The following is a 12645-nucleotide window of genomic DNA, read 5'->3' as shown; positions in this document are numbered from 1 at the left end:
GCGGATGCCATCTGAAGCTTGATCTCGATATCGGCTGGTGATGATAGGGCGGCCTCACAGCACAGCAAAGGATTCACGGTCCTAGGCGTTTTCAGATTGAGTGTGATCAAGCCAGCACCACTGGCATGGGCGGCTGCACCAGGCCCACCAAAATGCCAACAATATCGTCGATTCGATCAATGTAATAGTCTTTCAGATCAATGTAGGCTGTGTCCCCTTGCAGGCGCAGAAATTTCCACTGGTTGCCGGTGGTAACCGCCCCGTAAATCGGTTCAATGGCTTGCCCTTCTCGCTGGTTAAACAGTCGGGCGGCTAACATGGCCGCCAAACACTGACCCAAGCCTCCTTTGATATTTTCGTTTTTGGCTTCAAATACAATGAAAGCCGGGGCGCTAACGTATAGCTGCTGGCGAGATAGGCTAATGATGAAGTCACAAAAGCCAGTCAATGACTGCTGGGGGTCAACATTAAACTCCACACCAGAGAATAAGCTGATCTGGTCGTTCAGTAGGCGTTTGAGCTCTACCAGAATGGGAGCGATGATCATTTCCGAGCGAGCCTTCTCGGTATTAATCGCCAGGGCCAGCGGTACGCTGTAGTTCAAATAGCTGGTGAAGGCTTCGGCCAGGGGCACCCGATGGATGGTATCTGAAAATAGGTCTCGATTGCTCTCGATGCTGAGGCCGAACTGCTTGCGAACCGTTTCCAGGGTGAAATCTTTATAGGACACGGTTGGCTACCTCCTGGAGCATCGGTACAGTCTATCAAGTCCCGGGTATGTCAAGATCCCAGGATTCTTGACCTCACTGGCCATGGGTTTGCAGGCAGCCCAGGGTTCTGCCCTGGGATCTGTCCTGAGCTTCTAGATTATTGTTACTGCCATTCTAGACAATCATCCCGGCTGGAATGAAACCCAATCCCAGTCCAGATGCCGATCGCTAATGGCGAAAGTCCATCGGTCCTGTGTAACCAGAAAGGTCAGCCAACTGCTCTAGGGGCAGAAGACCGGGGTAGAGTTCGCCGCCGATTTCCCAGGAGGGATAGCCCTGCAGGTCGGGTTGGGCCTGGCAGACCTCGGGTTGAGGGTTGACGCCCTGGGGGTCGCACTCCACGTAGGGCAGCAGGGCGGTGGCTTCGACTCCAAACAGTTGCTTTTGGTCGTGGCAGAAGGGGCACCACCAGGTGGCATAGAACAGGGCACCGCTGCCGCTCAGGTGCTGGGCCAGGGCAATTTCGGCAGGGCCAGAGGTGGTGGTAATGGCGGGGCCAGTTTCTCCATTAGGGTCGATCGCGCCATCACCATTACCGGCCCGAATTGGCGCATAAATCGCCATAATGCTGACCAGGGTGACCGTGGCAATAATAAAGCCAGCAAAGACCAACTGGCCGACATCTCGCCAGCGATGGCCGACGATACTAATCACAAACATGGCCAGGGCTAAAAGGGCCGAGACGACGCAAAAGATGCAGAAAGCTCTGATCTCAAAGGTCATGATCACCATCAGGTAGGCACTAAAGGTGAGCATCGCCGTGGCTAAGCCAAAGATCAGGAGCCAAGTGCGGTTTTCGAGGGTTTGGCGCAGGTCTTTGCGCTGGTTGGGGTTAATCCACAGGGGGGCCGTAGCCAGGGCTACCATGGCGACGTAGCCCAGAAAGCCAAATAAGGTCAGCGGCAAGCCAAAAACAGTGGCGTAGGGGCTGTTGACGACGCGATCGCAGCCTTCGGTAGGACAAACATCGCCCCCTGTAAGCGTGGCCATGGTCAGGAAAGCCGTTTCGATCGCGCCAATGGTCGCGATCGCCGCCAACAGCAGGCGAGAACGGCGATGAATCCAGCGATTGGGTTGGTGATGACGGGGCATAGTGTACTCTCCAACAGTCAAACCTGTGGTTTGGTGAAGGCGACCGGTTAGATCGTCTGCCTATTAGTATGCCCACTTCGGCTCTTCCGCATTAATCAGGCACCAACCTTAGTCCTGGGCCGGTGGGCCTCGATGATCGGGTGCTTGTGTTGGCAGGTATTCCAGATGAGCCCCACCCTTGAAGCCACGGTCATCGACTCGTGTTAAGTCAAAAAAATAATGACGGGAGATGTGACTTAGGGTTCACGGTTCACGGTAAGCGGTTTAAGGCGAGCCGCAGACCGTGCATCGTAGACTGTGCATCGTAGACCATGTACCCTGTCAGCTGCGCTAGGAATGGCAGGTCAAGAATCGAGTCAAGTCAGAAAACGTGCCCCCGTGGGCCGTGATCGGGCTATCGTACCCCTTCGGCACCAGGGTGCGGCACTTAAAGAACTGCTCACTCGCCCCCACCTCTTGCAGACACTCATAGGTGGTTTCCCCCATGGCCAGGTCTATGCCCAATTCTTTGGTGGCGGTTTCTAAACGAAAGGCAGCATTCACGGTATCGCCTAGGGCCGTATAGTCTGGGTGGTTGCCAGATCCGGCATTGCCCACCATGGCATAGCCCGTATTCACCCCCGCCCCAATGCGGAGGGGAAAGGGGAGGGGAAACTGCTGATGTAGCTGGCTGGTCATGGTCGCTAGGGCGCTGACGGCCCGCATTAAGTCCAACATGTCAGCTTGGATATCATGGTCCGGATCGTGAATCCACACCGCCATCACCGCATCGCCAATGTACTTATCAACCCAGCTGTCATATTGACTGATGATTTCTCCAGCCCGGCGAAACCAAGTGCCGATCGTCTCCGACAGAATTCTCTCGTCAATCTGGCGGGTCATCACCGTAAAGTCTCGAATATCCACGACCATCACCGAAATCAACCGGCGCACATGCAGCGTCGCCGTTGCGGTCAGGTCTCGATTGTTACCAGGCTGAGTCGCTTGAGCGCCGCTATGGAGGCTCAGGGGAGGGGAAAAGAATTGCAACTCAGTTTGGCCAAAGGTAATGCGATCGCCATCGTGGAGCGTGACCGGTACACTCACCCGTCGACCGTTCAAGAAGGTGCCATTGCGGCTACCCAGATCAATGAGATAGAACTCGCCATTGTCCATGCCCTGCAGCATGGCATGGTTACGGGAAATCCAGCGATCGGGCAACACCAGACTATTATCGTCGCTACGCCCGACCGTCCAGCAGGTATGGCTAAACAGCAACAGTTGGCGGCTGCCAGAATCAGTCTTAAGGACTAAATAGGGGCCAAGCTGAAAAGTCACAGGGCTACAGGCCATAAACAAGCCCTCGGGTCAAGGTTGTCAAAGATCCCAGGACATCCTCATTATGCCAGAGATACCCAGTGGGCAAACTATCAGTCCTGCCCCAAACACTGGGGACATTAGGGCTATTTCATGGTTGCCGGCAGAAAACTAAACCAAATTCAAGTCCAAACCTGGAGTTCTGCCTGTGGGAAAACTCCAGATCCAGAGCTGGACTTGGTATAGACCCCAGCTTTGCCCCCCCCGCCCCCCAATTCTGGGGGGATCTAAAGCCCGCTCAGGCGACCATGGCCGCCAGAAAAAATAAACCATCCACAATTAACGTGCTAAACACCGCCCCGCCAAAGGCCCACCAGGCCAGTTGACGAGAGGTGGTGAGGGCGACACCAGTCGCCACCAGCAAAAAAATCACCAGGACAACAGCCCGCCCAGCGGCGATATCAGTTTCCAGAGATGTAGCCGCCGCTTGCAACACGGTCGAGGCATATTCAGGGTCAACCCGCATCAGCTGACGCCACTGGGGAAATAGCTGCATCCAGTTGATGTATAAATCGGTGACGGCGGTACCCAACAGAGAGCCCAGGAAGAAGTAACTGCCAACACGCCCCCAACCCCAGCGTAAACAGAGGATGGCAATGGGTAAGCCCAGGGCTTCCACAGGCAGATGTACCACTGGCTCCCACCGTAGCCAACCCCAATAGATTGTACCTGTCAACCAAATCCAGCCAAACCCAATGATTAAATCGCCCCAAACCTGCCAACGGGAACGCTGCATCAAATACCACCCCAGCCCCAGCCAGCCCAGGGTCATCACCAAACTGACCCAAGGAAAGTAACGCACTAAAGGAGCTTGTACAAACACTGGCAAAATCACTAAGGCCACAGACGCCATGAAGACTTGAAGCTGGGCCTTGGAACCAGCAACCCAGTCTGACAGCACCGTTAGCCGGGCCAGGATTCCTTTAGTAGGGTTGGAACTGTAAGAAAGACTCAAGGGAATTCTAAGAGTGGGGTTAATTGTTTTTAACATAACATGCCCCTGGGGGGGATGCATGGCGCTGGGGGGCTGACTGGCCCCAGTGAAATCCCGTTAGGGGGAACGTCAGTGGATATTAAGCCTGAACAAAGACTTTAGGTTTCCCGGGGCAAGGGGGGCAGGCTTCCGTACAATCCAAAAGAGGTAGTACGAAACATATTTTGTAGTGCCTGCCCTTTAGTATATGTAGTTATTTATTATTTATGGAACCAAGCTATTTTGCCGAATTGTCGTGGCTGGCTCAGACTGGCAGCGGCGAGAACGTCCCTCTCTTAACGGATATGTCCCTGTGGCAGGCCATTGTGATTGGGGTCGTGCAGGGCTTTACTGAGTTTTTGCCGATTAGCAGCACCGCCCACGTCAAGATTGTGCCGGTGCTCTTGGGCTGGGGGGATCCAGGGGTAGCGTTTACGGCCGTCATTCAGTTGGGTAGCATTGCGGCGATTCTTTGGTATTTCTGGGATGACTTGGTGCAGGTCACCACTGGAATGGTGAAAGCGGTGCGCGATCGCGACTATGATGCCCCTGACTTTCGCCTGGGTCTCGGTATTTTGCTGGGTACCCTGCCGCTAATTATCGGCGGCATTTTTGTCAAAGTATTTATCCCTGACTTTGACAACTCGTTTTTGCGCAGCAGTGCCACCATTGCTATTGTCTCAATTGTGATGGCCGGGTTGCTTGGGGTAGCTGAAATGGTGGGTTCCCGCATCCGCAACTTTGAGTCTCTGAAAATGCACGATGGCATCACCATGGGGCTAGGCCAGGCCCTGGCGATTATTCCTGGGGTGTCACGGGCTGGGGCCACATTGACGGCCGGGCTATTCATGGGACTAGAGCGCTCTACCGCAGCTCGTTTCTCCTTTTTAATGGGGATTCCAGCCATTACCCTGGCCGGGGTGGTGGAATTTAAAGACTTTTTTGACGCGGGTACTGAAACCATTGGCTGGCTACCCCTCTCTGTCGGCCTGATCGCCACCGTGATTTCCTCTTATCTTTCGATTGTCTGGCTGATTGGCTTTTTGAAACGCCATACCACCTGGGTATTTGTCTGGTACCGACTGGCCTTTGGGGTGGTGATTTTAACGGCGATCGCCATGGGCCACACGCCGAATCTTTAATACCCCCTAATATGGAAAAGCAGACGTTCAACCATTGCGCCCATGGGCACCCAGGCCATCCGTCCCGCCCGCATCACCGCTGTACTCCCCGACTCCATTGCCGCCGAGGTGGGCTTTGAACCAGGAGATGCCCTGGTGTCCATCAACGGCCAGCGTCCCCGAGATTTGATTGATTACCGCTTTCTCTGCGCCGATGAAGACTTAACCCTGGACGTATTAGACCGCCAGGGCAAAACCCACCGGGTCGAGATTGAAAAAGACATCGACGATGACTTGGGCTTAGAGTTTGACACCGCCCTGTTTGATGGCCTGATCCAGTGCAACAATGCCTGTCCCTTTTGCTTTATCGACCAGCAACCCCCGGGCAAGCGCAACACCCTCTACCTCAAAGACGACGACTATCGCCTCAGCTTCCTCTATGGCAGCTATCTCACCCTGACCAACCTACTGCCCCAAGAATGGGAACGCATTGCCCAATTGCGGCTATCGCCGTTGTATGTCTCTGTCCATGCCACCGAACCTGAGGTGCGATCGCGCCTGCTCAAAAACCCCAGGGCCGGACAAATCCTAGACCAACTGGCCTGGTTCCAGACCCAGCGGTTGCAAGTTCATGCCCAGGTGGTGGTTTGTCCCGGCATCAACGATGGCGATCACCTGGAAACAACCCTACGGGATCTAGCCCGTTTCCACCAGGGGGATACCCCAGCGGTGGCTTCGGCGGCGGTGGTGCCCGTGGGGTTGACCCGGTTTCGGCCTGCCGACGACGAACTGACCCCGGTTAGCCAGGCTGATGCGCGACAGGTGATTACCCAGGTGCAAGCCCTGCAAGCCGAGTTTCGCCAGCGGTTTGGTACTACCTTCGCCTGGCTGGCCGACGAATGGTTCCTGTTGGCAAAACAGCCTGTGCCCCCCGAGAGCCACTACGAAGACTATCCCCAGTTGGGCAATGGGGTCGGCTCCATTCGTCAGTTCATCCAACAATTTGAAGTCGCCGCCGACGCTTACCTGCCCGCCGCTGTTGACCCGCCACGCACCCTGACCTGGCTCGTGGGCAATGCGGTGGAACATGCCTTTCAACCCCTATGCGATCGCCTGAACCAGGTGAATGGACTGACGGTTCATTTAGCCCCTCTGGCCAGTGACTATTGGGGGCGGGCCATGACCGTCACCGGGCTACTCACCGGCCATGATCTAGTCCAGGGGCTACAAAACCGGCACCTGGGTGATTTGCTACTGTTGCCCGCCGTCATGCTCAAGCCCAGTGATTCTGGCGACCCGGCTGAGACCCTGTTTCTAGATGACATGAGTATTGCTGAGGTAAGTCAAAAACTGCATTGCCCGATTTTGCCGGTGGATGACACCGATGCGCTGATCAAGGGTTGCCTTGGGCACATGCCACGGCCCGCCTACGCAGACCTACAGCCAGCGGCAGGCTACTGGACCCCGTCTTAACTCGGGCCGATTCTTAGGGTAAACAAATTTTGAACTAAACGGTTTAGTATGCTATAACCAGTCTGGCCTAGCGTTACTGGTCGGGCCTTAACTGATCTATCGGTCTATCGGCACGAATCTTGGCTAGGGTGGCTCAAGTCATGCCAGATCCCGATATGCTAGGAGACTGAAGTCAAAAAACTTCAATAAACTACATGGGACTTATGCTGAACTCATATTGTTGCTGCCTGCTGTCCTTAGGATTAGGGGTTGTTGCAGCTTGGACACCGCTGCCCTTAATGGCTGCCACTGAAGCATCGGCCGACGATGACAACCCCACAGCGGTAGACACAACCGTAGTCCCAGCGGCTGATCGGTCGCCACAAGCCGCCCTATCCCTAGAACCCGGCGAAGCAGCAATTCCCTTGGAAGATGATCCGGCCGATGCCCCCTCCCCCACCCCACCGGCACAACCTCGGCCTGAAGTCGCTATTCCCCAATCCGATCGCCCCACCGAGGAAGGGTTTGACACCCCACCTGACTCACTCAATCCTGACCCTAACCCGTTGCTGACCCCCACCACCCCAGCAGAAGTAGAAATTATCGGCACCCAGCCCATTTCCCTGGAAACAGCGATTGAGTTGGCCTTTCGCAACAGTGAGACCTTACGTACCGCCCTATTGCAGCTGGAACGCAGTCAAGCCGGACTACAGGCGGAAAGAGCCGCCCTTTTGCCGACCGCCAGCCTGAATAGCAACTTGGAAACTAGCAACCAGGGTTTTTCAGGCCAGGGGCCAGGGGTCGGCGGTGGGGGGGGCACTAGCACCCGCCTAGGGGCCAATGTTAGGGCTGAGTATGACCTGGGGATATCTGGGGCGCGATCGGCGAGCATTCGATCTGCAGAAGACCAAGTCCGGTTGGCAGAGTTGGCCGTTGAGCAAACCCGTGAAGAGCTGCGCCTAGCAACCATCAATGACTATTACGCGGTGCAAGAAGCGATCGAACAGATTCGGATTAACCAGGGTTTCTTAGCGGAAGCGGAACGCAACCTCCGCGACACCCAACTGCGAGAAGAGGTAGGAGTAGGGACTCGTTTCGATGTGTTGCAAGCTGAGGTGCAGCTAGCAAATGCCCGCCAGTCCCTTACCCAGGCCACCAGCCAACGGCAAATTTCCCAGCGCCAGTTAGCCCGACGGCTGAATGTGCCTCCCACTATCGACATCACAACCCTGGCGGTGGAAATTGCTGGCAGTTGGCCCCTCTCCCTAGAAGAAAGCATTGTGCTCGCTTTTCAAAATCGGGCTGAGCTAGAACAAGCTTTGGTGGAGCGAGAGTTTAATGAATCTCAGCGACAGCTACAGCTGGCCCAAATTCGGCCTAATCTTGGGGTATTTGCCCAGTATGGGCTGCAAAGCCAGCTCACTTCCCCGGCTGGGGTGTCTTCCTCTGTGGATGATGGGTTCTCCCTGGGAGCCCAGTTTACTTGGCAGTTATTTGATGGCGGTGCCGCCAGAGCCCGAGCCACCCAGAGTGATCTGGACATTCAGACCAGCGAGTTAGACTACGCTAGCTCCCGTAACGACATCCGTGTAGAAGTTGAAGAGGCCTACTATACCTTGATTGCTAACCAGGCGAACATCGACACGGCCCGAGCTGCTGAGAATCAAGCCAGGGAAGCTCTGGAGTTGGCTAATCTACGGTTTAATGCGGGTGTCGGCACCCAGCTGGATGTAACCAGTGCCACCCGAGAGCTGACAGAAGCCCAGGGCAACCTGGTCAGTGCCGTGCTGGACTATAACCGTGCCCTGGCTCGCCTGGAGCGGGCAGTCAGCAATCTATCCACGGCCCTTAACTAATACTCTACGGCATAAGTCGGCCAACCCTTCCTGTCCCCTGTCACCTGTCCCCCTCAGCAACGATGGTCATACTTTTGCGAGGCAGTACCAAGCCATTTCTGCCCTTTAGATGATGTCAGTGTTCCCTGGTCACCTCTAAGCTGAGACAGCAGATTTGCGGTAAGTCTATGGAATTTCGAGAGCCTGGCTGGTGGCAGCATGGCGTGATTTATCAAATTTATCCTCTCACGTTTGCCGACAGTAACGGTGATGGTCTGGGGGATTTGCAAGGGATTATCCGGCGGTTGGATTATCTCAATGATGGCAACCCAAATAGCAAGTCATCCCTCGGCGTAGACGCCATCTGGCTCTCCCCCATCTACCAATCCCCCATGGTAGACAACGGCTATGACGTCAGCGACTACTACGACATTTGCCCCACCTTTGGCTGCCTTGATGACTTTAAGCAACTAGTCAGCGAAGCCCATGGGCGTAATATTAAAATTATTCTAGATTTGGTGGTTAACCACACATCCAACCAACATTCTTGGTTTATTGAGTCAAGTCGTAGTCGAGATAACCCTAAAGAGGACTGGTACTTGTGGCTTGATCCGGCCCCAGGTGGTGGCGAACCAAACAACTGGATAGCCTACTTTGGCGGGCCAGGGTGGACGTTTAACGAAGACCGTCAGCAGTATTATTACCACACGTTTAACGCTAACCAACCTGACCTTAACTGGCGTCATCCAGAGGTGCGAAAGGCTGTCTATGACATGATGCGATTCTGGCTGGACTTGGGCGTGGATGGGTTTCGACTGGATGCCTCCAGTACTTATAGTAAAGATGAACTCTTTCGTGACAATCCGATCAAGTTCGAAGCGACTGATCGCAAAGATTACAATAACCAGTACCACCTTTACAACAAAAATCTGCCAGAAAACCACTACATCATCCAAGAAATGCGGGCTGTGTTGGAAGAGTATGACGAGCGAGTCTTGATTGGCGAAACCTTCATTGATAGTCGCTTATATGACTCGATTATTTTCCACGGTGTTGACAATAACGAACTACACTTACCCCTCACCTTTGAGTTTGCCTTTAGCCCTTGGTATCCCGGTTATATTCAGCGGGAAATTGAAAAGAAAGAGTTGATGACCCCGCCAGAGGCTTGGCCCGCCTATTTCTTTGATAATCACGACCTGCCCCGCCATTTATCCCGCTGGATTGATTGCAGCCTATGTATCGACTCTGAGGCGATCGCGAAAGCCGCTGCCACCTTACTGCTGACCGTGCGGGGCACTCCCATTCTTTATTACGGGGAAGAAATTGGCATGGTTAACCATGAAGATATTCCCCCAGAAATGGCGAAAGACAAAGTGGTGATCGGCAACATTGACGGCGAGGTGATCCCCTCCCGGGATGGCACCCGCACCCCGATGCAGTGGGACGACTCTCCCCAGGCAGGTTTTAGCTTTGGCCAAGATGTTCAGCCCTATTTGCCTGTCAACGACAACTTTAAAACCCTTAATGTTGCGGCCCAGTCGCAAGATCAGGATTCTATCTGGCATTTCTATCGCCAACTTATTCAAGTGCATCGGCAGAATGAAGCCTTACACCGGGGCAGTTGGCGGAGTTTAATTCACTACCCCTACGAACATCTGGCCTACCTGCGCCAAACGAATCAGCAAACGGTTCTAGTCCTGATTAATTTTTCTGAGGAAAAAGAGCTGACCACTAACGATCCCATTCCCTACGACGATTGGCAGGTGTTGCTGTCCAATCGTCGCCAAACGGGCGACAAGCTCAAATCCCCTCAGCGGCTTCAAGGGTTTGAGATTTCAATCTTAGCCGCCCTGGATTAACGCTTAGTAAAAGTCGTAGTCGGTGACTGGGTTCATCGGGTCGGGGGCAAACGCCAACCACAGAGGGAACTGTAGCAGAGCCAAGCTAATCACCGACTCGGCTTCATCCACCAGAATAAACGGTAATCCCCCTTCAGAGGTCACCCGTTCAGCCCGCTGGGCCAAAGGTTCCGGGGCATCAAACAGCATCACCCCTTGGCCCGTACCAAAGTCGGCCCGGGAAATGCCCAGGCAGTCTTGCAATCCGCGCCGCCATTCTCCCAAGCGTTCAGGACTGTTAGATAGCACCAGCGTGCGCAGGCGATTGCCATACAGAGTGTGGAGAATCGATAGGGCCGCAGAGGCGACCAGCACATTCTGCAAGCGGCTGCCCATGCTTTTAACCGCCCCTCGGCCCCCCTGGGCAAAGAACCAGTTGGACACCCGCTCGGCATGGATCGGCTCGAAGGTGCGCCGCAATTGCCAGACCGGCCCATAGTAGTCGGGTCGCATGCGGTACTGATCTAGCAGGCTACGAACCCGGTCGGCTTGGTCTTGGAAGGTATTGGCGGCGAACCCTGGGTCTCCAGCAGCAGGGGATTCTGAACGGGCTGCACCCCGGCGAGGAGCTACGTCAGACTCTGGGGTGACAGCACTGGGGGAGGACGATTCCCGTGGGGCGATGTCTAACTGTTCAGCGGCTACGGCTAAGTCTTGCAGGCTACCCACCAGGTAGTCTTTGAACCCCTGCACCCGCACGGCCAAATCTTGGGAGGCTCCGGCAAAGGTGGTTTTCATTTCGGCCTGGATGCGCTCTTGCCGTCGTTCCAGTTTTTCAATATCCAGTTGTAGGATACGCTTACGCTGTTCCAGTTCAGCGGTACCCTGTTGCACCATACGGCTAATGTCAGTCTGAATTTTTTTGAACTGGTCTTGAGTCAACCGGTTATAGGCTGTCTGTAAGTCAGCAATGCTACGCTTCAAGTCTGATTCTTGTTGCTTCAGGGCATCTATGCGAGTACTCCAGTCAGACTTGAGCGCCGATGGATCGCTGCTGCCTGATGTCAGTGAATCAGAGGGGCGATCGGGCTCAGCGGGTTGAAAGACATCGTCCTCGGTTCCGGACCCTGGTTTAGCAAACTCATCTGATGTCATGGATATTTCTTGAGGTGTCTGTTGTCAGCCTATCAGATGAGCACTCAAGTTAACGCCTACGCGGCTTGTCCCCACTAACTTGTCATCCTTAGGTTGACCGTTTACTAAGGCAATCTCTGGATAACAAAATACCCCCGTAGGATGGGCAAAGCTTGCTTGCCCATCAGGTATCGAGCTACATCAAGGGAAAATCTTTCCTAGAGATCGCCTAAGCCAACTCTGGAGGGTTAGGACAATGGGTTTCTAGACAAGTGCGCAACTGGCTGGGGTTAAAAATAATCGGCAAAAAGTGAATGCTTTTCACCTCGCGAAAGTAAAACAAAATCGGCACGGGTGGCCAAAAAATTTGCCAGTATTGCCACTCGGCATAGGGAAACTGACGAATTAGCGTATCGCGGCGATAGATATCCAGGGCACTGTCGGTAAACCGCAAGGTCAGGGTTAGGGTTTGCACCATCAAAAACACCCCAAATGCACCGACCACGGCGCCTAGCCACAGGTTCAGCCACAATAACGGCAGAGCTAGCACCATAATCGCTAGGGGAATGCGATAGCTGGGGGCTAGGTCGGTGACAGCAGCAGTAGGAGGTGAGGTCACGGTGTCTGGCTTCGGTAGAGGATTACCTAAAGTATAGAAGATATGCCGGGCTGACCAGAGGCCTGAGGACGGGCTTGGGGCTAACGGTGTCACACCTCATTGCCTGAGTTAAGGTGCTTTTCCAGATTGGCAATCCGCTTTTGCTGCTGGCTGACAATGTCTAATTGTTGATTCAGATCGGCCTTCAGCTGTTCAATGTAGCGCTCATCCTTGGAAATTTCCATGGTTCTACGCACCGCGCTAGGCAACGACACCAGAATGCCAATCAAAATACCGATGGCCAGAGTACTCAGCAGCACCAGGGCTAGGGAAGCCTCAAAGTTCCAAATGGCGATATGGACCATGATCGGCACCGAGTTTTGAAAGGAAAAGATCACGGCTGCGATCGCAATCAGCAAGGCCAGGATTAAAAACAATCTCATGGTGCCGCTCCCTTAGTCAGACAAAAACTA

General features: G+C 54.3%; 11 protein-coding genes. 4 read left to right on the top strand and 7 right to left on the bottom strand.

Translation table 11 applies throughout. From position 1 onward, the window contains the following. Positions 1-106 precede the first annotated feature (106 nt). From E1H13_RS07280 to E1H13_RS07265, 4 genes are all read right to left on the bottom strand, one after another. A complete protein-coding gene (locus E1H13_RS07280; protein WP_169612743.1) occupies positions 107-730 on the bottom strand; it encodes a hypothetical protein in 624 nt (207 codons plus the stop codon). 208 nt (positions 731-938) lie between these two features. Continuing rightward, positions 939-1862 (bottom strand): vitamin K epoxide reductase family protein, encoded by a 924-nt coding sequence (locus tag E1H13_RS07275; protein ID WP_169612742.1) that lies wholly within the window; start codon positions 1860-1862, stop codon positions 939-941. A gap of 330 nt (positions 1863-2192) precedes the next feature. Further along, positions 2193-3179 (bottom strand): adenylate/guanylate cyclase domain-containing protein, encoded by a 987-nt coding sequence (locus E1H13_RS07270; protein ID WP_347404133.1) that lies wholly within the window; start codon positions 3177-3179, stop codon positions 2193-2195. Between the two features lie 277 nt (positions 3180-3456). Next, complete coding sequence (locus E1H13_RS07265) at positions 3457-4173, bottom strand: DUF3120 domain-containing protein (protein ID WP_240966514.1); 717 nt, start codon at positions 4171-4173, stop codon at positions 3457-3459. Positions 4174-4496: 323 nt separating this feature from the next. Here E1H13_RS07265 and E1H13_RS07260 point away from each other — a divergent pair, with 323 nt between their 5' ends. The 4 genes from E1H13_RS07260 to E1H13_RS07245 all read left to right on the top strand — a co-directional run bounded on the left by E1H13_RS07260 (position 4497) and on the right by E1H13_RS07245 (position 10461). Further along, complete coding sequence (locus E1H13_RS07260; RefSeq protein WP_169612785.1) at positions 4497-5333, top strand: undecaprenyl-diphosphate phosphatase; 837 nt, start codon at positions 4497-4499, stop codon at positions 5331-5333. A 42-nt stretch (positions 5334-5375) separates the two neighbouring features. Then, entirely contained in the window at positions 5376-6785 is a 1410-nt protein-coding gene (locus E1H13_RS07255; RefSeq protein WP_169612739.1) for a TIGR03279 family radical SAM protein, read from the top strand. A 278-nt stretch (positions 6786-7063) separates the two neighbouring features. Next, entirely contained in the window at positions 7064-8620 is a 1557-nt protein-coding gene (locus E1H13_RS07250; RefSeq protein WP_206070156.1) for a TolC family protein, read from the top strand. 167 nt (positions 8621-8787) lie between these two features. Continuing rightward, entirely contained in the window at positions 8788-10461 is a 1674-nt protein-coding gene (locus E1H13_RS07245) for an alpha-glucosidase (protein ID WP_169612737.1), read from the top strand. 3 nt (positions 10462-10464) lie between these two features. On the opposite strand, the gene E1H13_RS07240 is transcribed toward E1H13_RS07245, so the two are convergent. The 3 genes from E1H13_RS07240 to E1H13_RS07230 all read right to left on the bottom strand — a co-directional run bounded on the left by E1H13_RS07240 (position 10465) and on the right by E1H13_RS07230 (position 12615). Next, on the bottom strand, positions 10465-11595 hold the full coding sequence (locus tag E1H13_RS07240) for a DUF3086 domain-containing protein (protein WP_169612736.1): 1131 nt from the start codon (positions 11593-11595) through the stop codon (positions 10465-10467). A gap of 208 nt (positions 11596-11803) precedes the next feature. After that, a complete protein-coding gene (locus tag E1H13_RS07235; protein WP_347404132.1) occupies positions 11804-12193 on the bottom strand; it encodes a DUF3119 family protein in 390 nt (129 codons plus the stop codon). 89 nt (positions 12194-12282) lie between these two features. Continuing rightward, positions 12283-12615 (bottom strand): LapA family protein, encoded by a 333-nt coding sequence (locus E1H13_RS07230; protein WP_169612735.1) that lies wholly within the window; start codon positions 12613-12615, stop codon positions 12283-12285. Positions 12616-12645 lie beyond the last annotated feature (30 nt).

This window comes from Nodosilinea sp. P-1105, assembly GCF_012911975.1.
Lineage (GTDB): Bacteria > Cyanobacteriota > Cyanobacteriia > Phormidesmidales > Phormidesmidaceae > Nodosilinea.
Note: the sequence above shows the minus strand (reverse complement) of the source record. Positions and strands in the feature narration are given on the sequence as shown.

Excerpts from the sequence above, each read along its gene's own strand:
- E1H13_RS07250 (WP_206070156.1), top strand. The coding sequence starts at position 7,064 with ATGGCTGCCACTGAAGCATCGGCCGACGATGACAACCCCACAGCGGTA.
- E1H13_RS07260 (WP_169612785.1), top strand. The coding sequence starts at position 4,497 with ATGTCCCTGTGGCAGGCCATTGTGATTGGGGTCGTGCAGGGCTTTACT.
- E1H13_RS07240 (WP_169612736.1), bottom strand. The coding sequence starts at position 11,595 with ATGACATCAGATGAGTTTGCTAAACCAGGGTCCGGAACCGAGGACGAT.
- E1H13_RS07255 (WP_169612739.1), top strand. The coding sequence starts at position 5,376 with ATGGGCACCCAGGCCATCCGTCCCGCCCGCATCACCGCTGTACTCCCC.
- E1H13_RS07245 (WP_169612737.1), top strand. The coding sequence starts at position 8,788 with ATGGAATTTCGAGAGCCTGGCTGGTGGCAGCATGGCGTGATTTATCAA.
- E1H13_RS07275 (WP_169612742.1), bottom strand. The coding sequence starts at position 1,862 with ATGCCCCGTCATCACCAACCCAATCGCTGGATTCATCGCCGTTCTCGC.
- E1H13_RS07230 (WP_169612735.1), bottom strand. The coding sequence starts at position 12,615 with ATGAGATTGTTTTTAATCCTGGCCTTGCTGATTGCGATCGCAGCCGTG.